Source organism: Roseibium aggregatum (assembly GCF_017309185.1).
GTDB classification, from domain to species: Bacteria; Pseudomonadota; Alphaproteobacteria; order Rhizobiales; family Stappiaceae; genus Roseibium; species Roseibium aggregatum_B.
Window position 1 is genome coordinate 1,186,255 of record NZ_JAEKJZ010000001.1, and the last position, 14,219, is coordinate 1,200,473.

Consider the following 14,219-nt stretch of genomic DNA (forward strand, 5'->3'; position numbering starts at 1 on the left):
TGCCCAATGACCGCGCCGCTTCAAGGCATCAAGGTTATCGAACTTGCCCGCATTCTCGCCGGACCCTGGGTCGGGCAGACGCTTGCCGACCTGGGGGCCGATGTCATCAAGGTGGAAAGCCCGGAGGGCGACGATACCCGCGGCTGGGGACCGCCTTTCGTCAAGGACGAGGCCGGTGAAGACCGGGATGCGGCCTATTTTCATGCCTGCAACCGCGGCAAGCGCTCCATTACCGCGGATTTCCGAAAGCCGGAGGGCAAGGAGATCGTCCGGCGTCTGGTGGCCGACGCCGACATCGTGATCGAAAATTTCAAGGTCGGTGGACTTGAGAAATACGGGCTCGATTATGAAAGCCTGAAGGCGGTCAATCCGAAGATGATCTATTGTTCCATCACCGGCTTTGGCCAGAACGGCCCCTACGCGCACCGGGCCGGCTACGACTTCATGATCCAGGGCATGGGCGGGATCATGGAGTTGACCGGCGACCCGGAAGGCGACCCGCAGAAGATCGGCGTGGCGTTTGCCGACATCTTCACCGGGCTATACGGAGTTATCGGCATTCTGGCGGCGCTGCGCCGCCGGGAGGTGACGGGGGAGGGCGAATGGGTGGACATGGCCTTGCTCGACGCGCAAGTCGGGGTCCTCGCCAACCAGGCGCTGAACTATTTTGTCTCCGGCGTTTCGCCGCGACGGCTGGGCAACGCCCATCCGAACATCGTGCCCTATCAGGTGTTTCCCGCCTCGGACGGACATCTTATCGTTGCCGTCGGCAACGACGGGCAGTTCAAACGCTTCTGCGCGGTGCTCGGGCTCCCCGAACTTGCCGGCATGCCGAAGTTCGCCACCAATTCGGCCCGGGTCGCCGCGCGCAGCGAACTGATCCCGATTCTGACTGCCGAGACTGCGGCCCGCAAGCGCGACGACCTGCTCGCGGCACTCGAACTGGAAGGCGTGCCGGCAGGGCCGATCAACACCGTGGCGGACGTCTTCGACGACAAGCAGGTGCGGCACAGGGGCATGAAGGTCGATCTGCCAGCTACCGGTGTCCAGGGCGGTTCCGTGGCTTCGGTCCGCACGCCGATCGCGTTCAGAAACGGTGAACTCGTGATTGAACGCGCCGCGCCGGCGCTTGGCGAGCACACGCAGGAAATTCTCGCGGAACTCGGCCTCGTGCCGCAGGGCATTGCCGAGGCATAGGACCAAAGATCGGGCTTCGGAGGCCATGACGTGAAGAATAAGGACTATCTCGAAGTCCTGGACAGCACTGTCCTGGCCGACGAATGGGGCACGCTGACCCAATACAGGATAAACTACAGGCGCAAGGACGGCATCTGGCAGGAACAGGTGCGCGAAGCCTATGACCGTGGGCACGGCGTGACCTGCCTCCTCCACGATCCGGATACCGACTGTGTCCTGCTGACCCGCCAGTTCCGCCTGCCGGTCTGGCTGGGCGGGCGGGAGGCCTTCGTCATCGAGGCGCCCGCCGGCATGCTGGATGGAGCCGGGGCCGAGGAGCGCATGCGCGCCGAATTGATTGAAGAAACCGGTTTCGACGTCTCAAACCTGGAACACCTGTACGACATCTACATGAGCCCGGGATCCGTCACCGAGTATCTGTCCTTTTTCAAGGGCACCTATCGTCAAGCGGATCGCGTTTCCGATGGTGGCGGCGCAGAAGAGGAGGGAGAGGACATCGAGGTCCTGCATGTTCCGCTCAATGAGGCGCTGCGCATGATACGGGCTGGAGAAATCTGCGATGCCAAGACGGTCATCCTCTTGCAGGAACTCGCCCTGAGCCGATATGCGGGCTAGATGACGCGGTTCTCCGGGGCCGGGTCGGGCCTGCCGGGCGGCGTCGTGCACCCGCGACGATATCGCGTATCGCCCAGCGGCAAGCTCCTGACCGGGCAGGCTCGAAAGCCGGTCAGGCGGGCCCCTGTGAATTGCGGTTGAAATTGCCCTAAGATACGTATGAAATTTTGCCGGAATTTGACGCTAGCAACTGAGGCGGTAGGCTTTGAAATTCAGAGGGAGTTTCCGGCTCATGGCTCGAGCCAAGCGCAAAGACCGGCGGATAAAGCTGCCTCTGACAACCGTGGTCGGACTGAGTTTCGGCGCCTTCGTGGCGCTCGCCATCGGTCTGGTGCTCGCCTTGTCGGTGACGGCTAATTTCCGCAACACTTTCTCGCTTCTCAACGACAAGACGATTCTCAGCACGCAGGCGCTGGAACAGCAGCTTCGCACCCATTTCGAATCGGTCGAAAACGCGGTCGTCGGCCTGAAGACCTATTTTGACGATGGAAGCTTCCGGTTCGATAGCCCGGACCGTGTCCTGGAAGACCTGTCGGTCGCCTTGAACGCCAATCGCGATATCACGGCACTGCGAGTGACCGACCGGGACGGCCAGAGACTCGGCATTTTCCGGTCAAGGACCGGGAAACTGTGGCGGATCGAAAGCGACAGGCCCGCTCCCGGCATGACGGTTCAAGACATCTCCAAATACGGTGTCGACAGCGGCCCGGTATGGGGTGCGCTGATCCTGAACAAGGCGGGACTGTTCGTGAACGTCTCCGTGCCTCTGGTGCGGGACGGTCAGGTCGTGGCGCTCCTGACCGCGGCCAGTTCCATTGACAGCCTGGCCGAGATCATCGTGTCCCTCGACGAGGGTGCCGACGACACCGTGTTCATCGTTGGAGGCGACGGTCAGGTCATCATGCATTCGGATGCCGACCGCCTGCAGACCGGGGGAAGCATTGCCGACCGGCTCCCCGGTCCGCGCGGAAGCGTCGGCGACCCTGTCCTGTCCGCTCTCGGGGACGGCGAGCGGATGGACGAGTTCAAGAAAGCCGCCGAACTCGGCATCGACGTTTCCTTCGTCGAGGCGGGCGGCGACGAGTATCTGCTGATGTACAAGGAACTCGCCGGTTTCACCGACAAGCCCATGATCATCGGCCAGTATTTTCTCGGAGCGACCGTTTCCCGCGAGGTCAGGCGGTTGGCCGGGTCCCTGATGGTCGGTTTCGGCGCTCTCGTCATTTCCGTTCTGATCGCGTTCTGGATGGGCAAGCGCGTCGCACGTCCCCTGCGCTATCTTGCGGTTCAATCCGAGCGTGTCGGCAGCCTGTCCCTGAACGATGTCGAGCCTTTGCCGCGCAGCCGGATCGCGGAGATCGATCAGGTTGCCCAGGCCTTCAACGCGATGGTGGAAGGCCTGAAGGCCATGAACACCTACGTTCCCCGTTCGCTGTTCATAAAGCTGATGCGGCTGGGAGGCGGAGACGCGGCGGAAGCCCGAGAAGCGGAATTGACGGTCCTGTTCACCGATATCGTCAGTTTCACCGCGCGGTCGGAGCACTTGAGCGCGGCGGAAACCGCTCAGGTCCTGAACGATCATTTCGCGATCCTGGTCGAGGCGGTCGAGTCCGAAGGCGGCACGGTGGACAAGTTTCTGGGCGACGGCATGCTTGCCTTCTGGGGCGCGCCGGACGCGCGTCCCGATCATGCGGAAGCGGCCGTCAGAACGGCCCGGAAGATCGCACGCGCCCTGCACGCGGAGAACCGCAAGGCCAACGGACACGGCGAACCGGTCCTTGCCCTGCGCATCGGTATTCACACCGGTCAGGCCGTTGTCGGCAACGTCGGCGCGCTCGACCGATGGAACTATACGGTTGTCGGCGATACGGTGAATGCCGCGGAGCGCCTGCAGACTTTGGGCAAGGAAGTTCCCGGAGAGCCGGAAGTCACGATCCTGGCAAGCGCGGACACGGTCGCGCAGTTGCCGAGCGAAACCAGTCTGCGGCCTGTGGGTGCGCACCATCTGCGTGGCCGCAAGGGACTTATGGACGTCTACTGGATCGATCCGTTTCCAGCTGAAGACGCCCGCCAGATGGCCAAGACCGAAACGGTTCCCGCGGCGCAATAGACGCAGTGCGCCTGCGCCTGTCGGGCCGCGCCCGTGATAAGATGCGGTGAAATCATGCATGTGACCTGGATCACAGGAGAACGCATGAGAATTCTGCATTGCTATCGGCGGGGGAATTTGATTGTCTTTCTCCTGAAACAAGGGCTTAGTAGGCCTCTCACCGATAAGTCTTTTGGGGAAGGAAATCGGCGGTGAATGTTCTCTCGATCGAGGGGCTGACGGTAGAATTCAACACGGCGGAGGGAAAGATCCGCGCGGTTGACGATGTTTCCTTCGTTGTTCCGGAAAACCGGACCGTCGCGCTTGTCGGCGAATCCGGGTCCGGCAAAACGGTTATTTCCCAGACGATAATGGGTCTGCTTCCCGAGGCCGCGTCGATCGCATCCGGTAAGGTTCTCCTGTCGGATCCGACAGGCGCGGAGCCTCCCGTCGACATCGCGGCGCTGGAACGCAAGGGCCCCAAGATGCGCCATCTGCGCGGCAACCGGGTGGCGATTATTTTCCAGGAGCCGATGACGTCCCTGTCGCCGTTGCATACGATCGGCGACCAGATCGGTGAAGCGGCGCTTCTGCACCGAAACGTCTCCGGCAGCGAGGCGCGTGAACTGACAAAGGAAATGCTGCGTCTGGTCCGGTTTCCCGATCCGCAGCGCGCGCTTGACACCTATCCGTTCGAATTGTCCGGCGGTCTGCGACAGCGCGCGATGATCGCCATGGCGATGATCTGCCATCCGTCGCTGCTGATCGCGGATGAGCCGACCACGGCGCTCGACGTGACCATCCAGGCGGAGATCCTGAAGCTGATCCGCGAGGTTCAGGCGGAGCTGCGCATGTCGGTGCTCATGATCACGCACGATTTCGGCGTGGTTGCCAACATGGCCGACGAGATCGCCGTGATCTACCACGGCCGGATCATGGAAAAGGGAACGGCCAAACAGCTTTTCAACGATCCGAAGCACGACTACCTGAAGGCGCTCCTGAACGCGGTGCCAAGCTTTCACATGGACAAGGACGAGCGGCTGGTTCCGATCCGGCCGATCACCCTGAAGTCGGAAGACCTGACCAGCAACCGCCCCCATTGCGAGGTTGCTCCCGGCGAGCCGCTGGTTGAAATGCGCGACGTCACCAAGACCTTCACCCTGCGCAAGGGATCGCTGCTGGGCGGGCAGGCCAAGACCATGACGGCGCTCGACAAGATCAACCTGACCATCCGCCGTGGTGAGTGCCTCGGTCTTGTCGGCGAATCCGGTTCGGGAAAAACCACCGCCGCCAAAACGATTCTGCGGGCGCTGGATCTCAACGGCGGCGAGGTTCTCTACAATCGCGGCAAGGGGCTGGAGGATATCGCCAATTTGAAGGGCGCCGATCTGATGGACTACCGGCGCCGGGTGCAGCTCATCTTTCAGGATCCGTTCTCTTCGCTCAATCCGCGCATGACGATCAACGATACGCTGATGGAACCGCTTGAGGTTCATGGTATCGGCACGCCCCAGGAGCGGGCCGAACGGGCTCGCAATCTCATGGACCTTGTCGGCCTCGATCCCCGTTTCCTGCGCCGTTACCCGCATTCCTTCTCCGGTGGTCAGAGGCAGCGAATCGGCATTGCCCGCGCGCTGGCGCTCAATCCGGAGTTCATCTTGTGCGACGAACCGACCTCGGCGCTCGATGTGTCGGTGCAGGCGCAGATTCTGAACCTGCTTCAGGATCTGAAGCGGGATCTCAACCTGACCTATCTCTTCGTCAGCCACAATCTGGCGGTGGTCGATTATGTGGCCGAACGGATCGCGGTGATGTGCCGGGGGCGGTTGGTCGAACTGGGCGAGACCCGCACGGTGACCGGCAACCCGCTCCATCCTTACACGAAAGCGCTGCTGTCGGCCGTGCCCGAGCCGGACCTTTCCGCACCGCTGGATTTTGCCGCCCTCGACGCCAACCAGGCGTCGGAGCCGCAACTTTGGCCGGAACCTTTCCGGCTCACCGACGAAATGGAACCCACTCTTGTCGAGTTGGAACCGGATCATTTTGTCTGCGCACCCGGTCTTAAGAATACCGGAGCGCTTGAGGGGACTGCAGCATGACGATTACGAATTCCGTTCGGGCCTGTCTGTTTATAACAGCGGTCACGATCGCCGGCCCGTTGGCCGCGCTTGAATACAAGGAAACGCCGGGTCTCGATCCGTCGCTACCGCCGGTCGCCGAACGGTTGCCGGCCGAGCCCCTGATCGTGGATCTCGAGGCCACGGGCCGCAAGGTCGGCAAACAGGGGGGATCTCTCGACACCCTCATCGGCCGGGCCAAGGATGTGCGTCTGATCAACGTCTGGGGCTACGCACGGCTGGTTGGCTACAACGAAAAGATGGATCTCGTCCCGGACATTCTGGCGGATGTCGAAGTGGAGGACGGCCGCATCTTCACCCTGCACACCCGGGAAGGCCATAAATGGTCCAACGGCGAACCCTTCGGCGCCGAGGACTTCCGGTATTTCTTTGAGGAAATCGCCAGCAACGAAAGCCTCACGCCTTCCGGCCTGCCGCCTTTCCTGACGGTGAACGGCAAGGGGCCGAAATTCGAGGTACTCGACGAAACCACGGTGCGGTACACCTGGGACGAACCGAACCCGCTGTTCCTGCCTGAACTGGCGAAAGCCAGGGCTCCGTTCATCTACCGGCCGGCCCATTACCTGAAGAACTTCCACGAGAAATACGGCGATCCGGACTTTATCGCGGCGGAAGCGAAAAAGGGCAAGTCCCGCGACTGGGCGCCGTTGCACAACAAGAAAGACGATATGTACAACGCCAAGAACGTCGACATGCCGTCGCTCCAGCCCTGGGTCCGCAACCGCGACGACAGTGATCTGCGCTTCGTGCTGGAGCGCAATCCCTACTATCACCGGGTCGACAGCGCGGGTCAGCAGCTGCCCTATATCGACGAAGTCGTCATGACGGTTGCCGATGGCAAGCTGATCCCGGCCAAGACCCAGGCCGGCGAGAGCAACCTGCAGGCACGCAATCTCAGCTTTGCCGATATCACCGTCTTGAAGAAGGGCGAGAAGCAGAACGGTTACGTTACGGCGCTGTGGTCCAACTCCAAGGGGTCCGAAATCTCGATCCTGCCGAACCTGACCGTGAAGGACCCGGTCTGGCGCGAGCTGCTGCGCGACACACGCTTCCGCCATGCCCTGTCGCTCGGCATCGACCGCAATCTGCTCAACCGGGTGCTGTTCTTCGGTCTCGGCAAGCCGGTCAACGACACGGTCCTGCCCACCAGTCCGCTCTACAAGGCCGAATTCGCCACCAAATGGGCCGAATACGATCCCGAGCAGGCAAATGCGCTCCTCGACGAAATCGGGCTGACGAAGCGTAACGGCGAGGGGACTCGCCTGATGCCGGACGGACGGCCGCTGGAGATCATCGTCGAAACCGCCGGCGAGGATCAGGTTCAGGACGATGCTCTGGAACTCGTCAAGGAAATGTGGGGGGAGATCGGCATCGAGCTCTTCGCAAAGCCGAGCCAGCGCGACAACATGCGCGAGCGGGCGATCACCGGCGACCTCGTAATGTCCGTGTGGAGCGGTTTTGAAAACGGCATTCCGACCTCGGAGATGCCGCCGGAAAACTATGCGCCGGTCCGCGGCGACGCCTTCTCCTGGCACAAGTGGGGCGACTACTACGAAACCAAGGGCGAAGGCGGCGAGAAGCCGGACTGGGCCCCGGCGGAACGCCTGATGGAGCTCTACACCGCCTGGCTCGGGTCGAGAACGCCGGAAGAGCGGACAGCGATCTGGGAGGAAATCCTCCAGATCCACGCCGACGAGACCATCCATATCGGCCTGGTCTCGGGGGTACCGCAGCCCGTGGTGGTCAAGGACGTGGAAAACGTGCCGCTGGAAGGCATCTACGGTTGGGACCCCGGTGCGCAGTTCGGCATTCACCGTATGGACGAATTCTATTTCCCGAACCCGAAGTAACCGGACCGCCGGCCCGCGGGACATGCAGTCCAGGCGGGCCGGCGGCATGCTGTGCCGCAGGACCGGCCCTTCTCATGACAGGGACGAGCGGGGTGTTCAGACCGCTTCGGCCGGGGACTGACACTTGTGGCAATTTCAGCATATGATTGAAAGATTAGTTGCTCTTTAGCGCAGTTGCCAAAGTCGCAGCATCAAGGATCGGACTCGAGGGGAGTTTAGGTGCTTTATTACATTGTCCGGCGTATCTTGATGATGGTCCCCACGTTGCTGGTGATCAGCTTCCTGACGTTTTTTATTATCGAACTTCCAACCGGCGACTACATCTCCAACCAGATCGCCGCGCTCAAGTCTTCGGGTGAATCTTCGTCGGTCGCCAAACTGGAATTTCTGCGCAAGGAGTTTTCCCTCGACAGGCCGTTTTTCGAGCGCTACCTCGTCTGGGTCGGCCTTTGGCCCGGGCCGCACGGGTTCGACGGCCTCATTCAGGGCAACTGGGGCTGGTCCTTCGAATACGACAAGCCGGTGGAGCAGGTGATCGGTCCGACCCTGCCGCTGACCGTTGTTCTGAACTTCGCCACCATCCTGTTTGTCTACGTGGTGTCCTTCCCGATCGGGATCTTCTCCGCCACCAGGCAGTATTCCTGGGGCGATTACGGCTTTACCTTCCTGGGTTATTTCGGTCTGGCGACACCGAACTTCCTGCTCGCTCTGATCCTGCTCTATTTTTTCAACCGATGGTTCGGCCTCTCCGTCGGTGGCTTGATGGCGCCGGAATATATCGACCAGCCCTGGAGCTTCAACAAGGCCATGTCCGTCATGGCGCACCTGATCGTGCCGACGATTGTCATCGGCACGTCCGGAACGGCGGCGATGATCCGGCGGCTGCGCGCAAACCTGCTGGACGAGCTGCACCGGCAGTATGTCACCACGGGACGCGCCAAGGGGCTGAAGGAAGGCCGTCTGCTCGTCAAGTATCCGTTGCGGATGGCGATCAACCCGTTCATCGCCGATATCGGCAACCTGATCCCCTCGCTGGTGTCGGGTTCGGTCATCGTTTCCGTCGTGATGAGCCTGCCGACCGTCGGACCGGTGCTTGTCTCCGCGCTGCAGTCCCAGGACCAGTTCCTGTCCGGCTTCATCCTGCTCTTCGTCGCGATCCTGACCCTGATCGGCATGCTGATCTCCGATCTGCTTCTGGCCGTGCTTGATCCGCGCATTCGCCTCGGCGGGAGGGCCTCGTCATGAGCCTGGAGACGAAGGACACGTCCCCGCGCGAGGTCGAGCATTATGTCGATCCCGCGCCGTTCAATCCGGCCGTAACCGAGGAACTGACGGCGGAGCAGGAACGCTTCTACCAGGCGTCCCAGTGGAAGATCATGTGGTGGAAGTTCAAGCGCCACAAGATTGCCGTCTGGTCGGGGGTCGTGCTGATCCTCTTCTACCTGTGCGTACCCTTCGCCGAAGTGATCGCGCCCTACGGAGCAAACACGCGAGACAGCAACAACCTCTATGCTCCCCCCCAGGCGCTGCACCTCTTTCACGAAGGCTCGTTGGTCGGACCCTTCGTTTACGGCATAAGTTCGAAGATCGACATGGAAACCCTGCAGTGGGTCTTCGAGGAGGACCGGACCCGGGTTCAGAAGGTCCGCTTCTTCTGTGGCGGCGCGCCTTACAAGTTCTGGGGGCTTATCGACAGCACCTTCCATCTATTCTGTCCGGCGAAGGGCGGCACGCTGTTCCTGCTCGGCACGGACAGGCTGGGACGGGACCAGTTCTCGGGCCTTGTCTACGGCGCGCGCCTGTCGCTGACCGTTGGGCTGATCGGCGTGACGATCTCCATCGTGCTCGGGCTCTTCTTCGGCGGGCTTGCCGGCTATTTCGGCGGCTGGCTCGACAGCATCATCCAGCGGGCGATCGAGATCATCCGTTCCCTGCCCGAACTGCCGCTGTGGATGGCGCTCTCGGCCGCGCTGCCCGTGACCTGGAGCCCGGTCTGGATCTATTTCGGCCTGACCATCATCCTGGGCCTGCTCGACTGGCCGGGGCTGGCGCGCGCGGTGCGCTCCAAGCTCCTGTCCCTGCGCGAGGAGGAATACGCCAAGGCGGCCGTGCTGATGGGCGCCAAGCCCGGACGGGTGATCACGCGTCACCTGCTGCCGGGCTTCACCAGCCACATCATCGCCTCCGCGACCCTGTCGGTCCCGTCGATGATCCTGGGGGAGACGGCGCTTTCCTACCTCAATCTCGGCCTGCGCCGTCCGTCCGTGTCCTGGGGCGTTCTCCTGAACGAGGCTCAGAACATCTCCGTCGTCACCGTCTATCCCTGGCTGATGGCGCCCGTGATCCCGATCATCATCGTGGTGCTGGCGTTCAATTTTCTCGGCGACGGTTTGCGTGACGCCGCCGATCCCTATAAGTGAAGTCTCAATCACTGGAATGACCCGGCGGGCCGTCCTGGCCCGTCTTTGCCGTTAGGAAACCGACATGTCGAAAAACGCCACCACCGCCGAAGGCTGGGACGAGGAATACGAAGCCGGGCGCTGGGCCTTTCTGCGTTCGCTGCCGGAAAGCGGGCGTTACGGCATCATCGGCATGTGGCTGTCGCTCACCGAAACCATGGACGAGGTTCTCGATATCGGTTGCGGCGAGGGGCTTTTGTACGAACGCCTGCAGCCGATGGGCATCAAGCGGTATGTCGGTGTCGACCTGAGCCCGGCGTCCCTTCAGATCGCCAACGTCGACCCGGAGGTCGCGTCACTGCGGGCCGGAGACATGCACACGTTCACCCCGGAGCCGGGGGAAAGCTTCTCCGCCATCGTATTCAACGAGGTGCTGCACTTCGCCGACGATCCGGCGGCCGTCGTCAGCCGTTACGCCCCGTTCCTGAAAAGCAACGGTGTCATCGCACTGTCCATGTATTCCCCGAAACGGCCGGAATCGGGCGCCAACAAGCTGATCGACAGACTTTGGGAGGCCACCGGCGACGAGAGCAAATGGGAAGTCCTCGACGACTACCGCCTCGTCTCGGACAAGAAAGGCGTCACCTGGCGCATGCGGCTGGTCAGGCCTGTCCAATAGGATTCGGACCCATAAAATCCGGCTTTCAGGTCCATCGGGCCTCTCACGGACGTTTGTTGCGCAAGCCGGTCATCAGCGGAGAATGTCATGCGCGCCATTACCTATGATCGTTTCGGCTCCGCAGGGGAGGTGCTGACGCTGGAAGAGGTGCCCACGCCGTCTCCCGCGGAGGGCGAGGTTCTGGTACGGCTGAAGACGTCCGGCGTGAATCCGTCCGATATCCGCGCGCGGGCGGGCGGCCGTCCGGGCGTGGTGAAACCGCCGTTTCCCAAGATTATCCCGCACAGCGATGGGGCAGGCGTGATCGAGGCCGTCGGAGCCGGAGTTCCGGCTGACAGGATCGGCGAACGGGTCTGGATCTGGAACGGGCAATGGCAGCGTGCCTTCGGCACGGCGGCCGAATATATAGCACTGCCTTCCGCCCAGGCGGTTCGACTCCCCGATGAGACGACGTTCGAGGAAGGTGCGGTGCTCGGCATTCCGGGCCTGACCGCCTGCCATGCCGTGCTCGGCGGCGGATCGGTCGAGGGCAAGACCGTGTTCGTCAGCGGCGGAGCAGGCACGGTGGGCCGGCTTGCCGTACAAGTGGCGGCTTCTTCCGGAGCGACCGTGCTGGCCTCAGCAAGAGGCGAAGAAGGACTCGAGGCCGCCCGAACCGCGGGAGCGGCGCATGTCTTCGATTATACCGACGCAGATCTTGCCGACCGGATCCTCGATGCGACCGGCGGCAGGCCCATGGACCGGATCGTCGAGGTGGAGTTCGGCCGCAACGCGGAGACCAATGCAAGGATCGTCGCGGAGCGGGGCACGATCGCCGCCTACGGCTCGGCAAAGGACATGTCGCCGCAGATCCCGTTCTATCCGTTGATGTTCAAGGCGGTTACCCTCGATCTTGTGCTGGTCTATCTGCTGGACGAGGAAGAACGCCGGCGCGCGGTCGAAAACCTGACCTCGCTTCTGACGCGCCGGGCGCTTGATTTGCGCATCGCACAGGTGCTTCCGCTCCATCAATGCGCCGAGGCGCACGACATCGTGGCCGAAGGCCGGCGGGCCGGGTCGGTCCTTTTGAGTATCTGACCCAAAACCCGGGCGGGAGATCCGCCAGGATTTTTCAGGTTTCGGCCCAGACCGCGAGGATGTCTTCCGAGCGCATGACCAGCCCGGTGTGCAGGGAGACGATTTTCAGGGCCGCGTCTTCCATGTCTTCGTTCGATCCGCGCACGAGATCGGCGGCAACGCACACGCGGTACCCGAGATTCGAGGCGTCGAAAGTGGCGTTGAGAACGCAGCAGTCGGTCATGCCGCCGTTGAGAACGACGCGCTTGATGCCCATGGAGCGCAGAAGGAAATCCAGGTCGGTCGGGTAAAACGGCGAAAGCCTCCGCTTTGTTTCCACGATCAGATCCGTTTCCAGTACTTCCGTAGCGAATTCGGTCCACCTGGAGCCCTCGATGGCATGTTCGTCGATGCCGGGAATGGGATCGGCGTAGAGCGAGACAAGCGTTCGCCAGGCGGCGGGGTGCTGCCCCTTGAGGTCGTCTTCTCCGGTTCTGCGCAGGATCGAGCGCACATGGATCACGGGAACGCCGAAAGCCCGGGCCTTGCGGTGGAAGTCGTTGACCGGGGCGATGATCTCGCGCCCGCGCGGCGCGGGGCAGGGGCACATCGGATCTTCCGACAGGTGCCCCTGATGCATGTCGATCGAGATGACGGCCGTATCCGGACGCTGAACCCATTGGTGGAAGGGATCGTCCGGGATTTCCCGTTCCGCGCCATAGACAAGAGCCTTCATGAGATGGTGTCCTCTCGATCCGGCGCCGGCGGAGCTGGCCCGCCGGCGGCCGGGGTTAAGGTGTCGTGCAAGCCAGCCGGATCGCGTTGCCGTCAGGATCGCGCAGGACCGCCATGTACCAGTGGTAATAGGTCATGAACTGTTCCTTCACGAGCGTGGCGCCACGGGCGATTGCATTGCCGACGCATGCGTCGAGCTCTTCCTTCGTGTCGAATTTCAGGGTGAAGGCGGTCTGATCGCCTTCACCCGGTTTGCGTTCGTCCAGACCGAGCATCTCGTAGGCGGCCGGCGCGCTGAAGCCGATCATGACGTCGCCGGACATGTAGCCCCGGAAGACGTCCGACCGCAGGCTTTCCACTTCCGGCAGATCGAACAGGTCGCGGTAAAATTCCGACAGGCCGATAAAGTCTTCCGAAAACAGGCTCACTTGCATCAAGAGGTTCATGGTTTCGCCTTACGCCGCCGTTCCAAAGGTCTTTTCGAACTGCGCGCGCAGGTGTTCGCCGGCCGTCATGGGCGGGTATTTTGCCTCGCCGTCCTTTTCCAGGATCGTCGGGGCGCATTCCACCTTGTAGAAATACTCCGGGTCGCAGAACGTCGGGCAGGAGTAGCGGATCTTGTCGCTGGTGTTGTTCAGCACCCGGTGCATGGTCGCCTTGTAGAGGTCGTTGGTGATCACCGGGAGCATTTCGCCCAGGTTGATGATGTAGGTGCCCTTGATCGGCGGAGCCGAGATCCACTTGCCGTCGGCGTTGCGCACTTCGAGTCCGCCGACGTCGTCCTGCAGCAGAAGCGTCAAAAGACCCCAGTCCGTATGAGCGCCGGCGCCGAGCTGGTTCGGGGCGGCGTCCTTCGGCATTGGCGGGTACTTCAGGATGCGGCAATAGTGCAGGGGCTCTTCCAGGCTCTGCTCGAAGTAATCTTCCGGCAGGTCGAGGGAAAGGGCCACGACGCGCGCGAGATGCCTGCCGAGACCCAGGACCTTGGCCGTATAGGCTTCATACTCTTCCTTGAATTCGGGAAAGCTTTCCGGCCACTGGTTGCGTCCCGTTCCGGGCACGTTCAGCTTGGTGTAGCGGTGGTTCTCGTCGGCATCGACGCTGGCCATGAACCCTTCCTTCAGGTCGGGAGGCGAGCCTTCGTCCAGGGTTTGCGCCGCCATGGGTTCATAGCCGCGGGTGGAGTCCTCGTTTTTGGAATCCAGTTTTGCCTTTTCTTCCAACGGAAGGTCGAAGAACCTGGCCGCGAGCGCAAGCTGCGCGTCCATGTCCTCCTGCGAAATGCCATGGTTGCTGACATAGAAAAAGCCGGTATCGACACAGGCCTTGTGGATCTCCCAGGCGACTTTCTTGCGCTTCTCCAGGTCGTCGGAAAAGCTGTCGGTCAGGTCGATCACGGGGATTTCGGTGGCCGCGTGGGGCGGTTCATAAACAATCATTGGCTGTTCTCCATTGGGATCG

The 14,219-nt window shown here is 62.0% G+C and carries 12 protein-coding genes; 9 read left to right on the forward strand and 3 right to left on the reverse strand.

Translation table 11 applies throughout. The features are described 5' to 3' along the window. Positions 1-6 precede the first annotated feature (6 nt). The 9 genes from JF539_RS05140 to JF539_RS05180 all read left to right on the forward strand — a co-directional run bounded on the left by JF539_RS05140 (position 7) and on the right by JF539_RS05180 (position 12,044). A complete protein-coding gene (locus JF539_RS05140) occupies positions 7-1,197 on the forward strand; it encodes a CaiB/BaiF CoA transferase family protein (protein WP_207139255.1) in 1,191 nt (396 codons plus the stop codon). Positions 1,198-1,227: 30 nt separating this feature from the next. After that, the gene (locus tag JF539_RS05145) at positions 1,228-1,812 is read left to right on the forward strand and encodes an NUDIX domain-containing protein (RefSeq protein ID WP_207139256.1); all 585 of its coding nucleotides are present in this window, start codon (positions 1,228-1,230) and stop codon (positions 1,810-1,812) included. A 232-nt stretch (positions 1,813-2,044) separates the two neighbouring features. Next, on the forward strand, positions 2,045-3,922 hold the full coding sequence (locus JF539_RS05150) for an adenylate/guanylate cyclase domain-containing protein (RefSeq protein WP_207139257.1): 1,878 nt from the start codon (positions 2,045-2,047) through the stop codon (positions 3,920-3,922). 191 nt (positions 3,923-4,113) lie between these two features. After that, entirely contained in the window at positions 4,114-6,000 is a 1,887-nt protein-coding gene (locus JF539_RS05155) for an ABC transporter ATP-binding protein (RefSeq protein WP_207139258.1), read from the forward strand. Then, positions 5,997-7,889, forward strand: a complete 1,893-nt coding sequence (locus JF539_RS05160) for an ABC transporter substrate-binding protein (protein ID WP_207139259.1) — start codon at positions 5,997-5,999, stop codon at positions 7,887-7,889. Before JF539_RS05155 ends, JF539_RS05160 begins: the two co-directional genes overlap by 4 nt. A gap of 219 nt (positions 7,890-8,108) precedes the next feature. Then, entirely contained in the window at positions 8,109-9,134 is a 1,026-nt protein-coding gene (locus JF539_RS05165) for an ABC transporter permease (RefSeq protein ID WP_207139260.1), read from the forward strand. After that, positions 9,131-10,309: an ABC transporter permease gene (locus JF539_RS05170; protein ID WP_207139261.1), complete on the forward strand. Its 1,179-nt coding sequence runs from the start codon at positions 9,131-9,133 to the stop codon at positions 10,307-10,309. Before JF539_RS05165 ends, JF539_RS05170 begins: the two co-directional genes overlap by 4 nt. 64 nt (positions 10,310-10,373) lie before the next feature. Further along, positions 10,374-10,967 carry a class I SAM-dependent methyltransferase gene (locus JF539_RS05175; protein WP_207139262.1) on the forward strand — a complete coding sequence of 198 codons (594 nt, stop codon included), beginning with the start codon at positions 10,374-10,376 and terminating at the stop codon, positions 10,965-10,967. Positions 10,968-11,054: 87 nt separating this feature from the next. Further along, a complete protein-coding gene (locus JF539_RS05180) occupies positions 11,055-12,044 on the forward strand; it encodes an NADPH:quinone reductase (RefSeq protein ID WP_207139263.1) in 990 nt (329 codons plus the stop codon). Positions 12,045-12,078: 34 nt separating this feature from the next. Here JF539_RS05180 and JF539_RS05185 read toward each other — a convergent pair whose 3' ends face one another. From JF539_RS05185 to JF539_RS05195, 3 genes are read right to left on the reverse strand one after another with little or no spacing between them, the layout of a single operon-like run. Next, positions 12,079-12,759 (reverse strand): cysteine hydrolase family protein, encoded by a 681-nt coding sequence (locus JF539_RS05185; protein ID WP_207139264.1) that lies wholly within the window; start codon positions 12,757-12,759, stop codon positions 12,079-12,081. Positions 12,760-12,814: 55 nt separating this feature from the next. After that, positions 12,815-13,204 (reverse strand): VOC family protein, encoded by a 390-nt coding sequence (locus tag JF539_RS05190; protein ID WP_207139265.1) that lies wholly within the window; start codon positions 13,202-13,204, stop codon positions 12,815-12,817. Between the two features lie 9 nt (positions 13,205-13,213). Next, positions 13,214-14,197 (reverse strand): isopenicillin N synthase family dioxygenase, encoded by a 984-nt coding sequence (locus JF539_RS05195; protein ID WP_207139266.1) that lies wholly within the window; start codon positions 14,195-14,197, stop codon positions 13,214-13,216. Positions 14,198-14,219: the final 22 nt, after the last annotated feature.

Bases quoted from the DNA above. Each gene is read 5' to 3' on its own strand.
- JF539_RS05140 (WP_207139255.1), top strand. From the start codon at position 7: ATGACCGCGCCGCTTCAAGGCATCAAGGTTATCGAACTTGCCCGCATT.
- JF539_RS05150 (WP_207139257.1), top strand. From the start codon at position 2,045: ATGGCTCGAGCCAAGCGCAAAGACCGGCGGATAAAGCTGCCTCTGACA.
- JF539_RS05160 (WP_207139259.1), top strand. From the start codon at position 5,997: ATGACGATTACGAATTCCGTTCGGGCCTGTCTGTTTATAACAGCGGTC.
- JF539_RS05170 (WP_207139261.1), top strand. From the start codon at position 9,131: ATGAGCCTGGAGACGAAGGACACGTCCCCGCGCGAGGTCGAGCATTAT.
- JF539_RS05175 (WP_207139262.1), top strand. From the start codon at position 10,374: ATGTCGAAAAACGCCACCACCGCCGAAGGCTGGGACGAGGAATACGAA.
- JF539_RS05180 (WP_207139263.1), top strand. From the start codon at position 11,055: ATGCGCGCCATTACCTATGATCGTTTCGGCTCCGCAGGGGAGGTGCTG.
- JF539_RS05185 (WP_207139264.1), bottom strand. From the start codon at position 12,759: ATGAAGGCTCTTGTCTATGGCGCGGAACGGGAAATCCCGGACGATCCC.
- JF539_RS05190 (WP_207139265.1), bottom strand. From the start codon at position 13,204: ATGAACCTCTTGATGCAAGTGAGCCTGTTTTCGGAAGACTTTATCGGC.
- JF539_RS05195 (WP_207139266.1), bottom strand. From the start codon at position 14,197: ATGATTGTTTATGAACCGCCCCACGCGGCCACCGAAATCCCCGTGATC.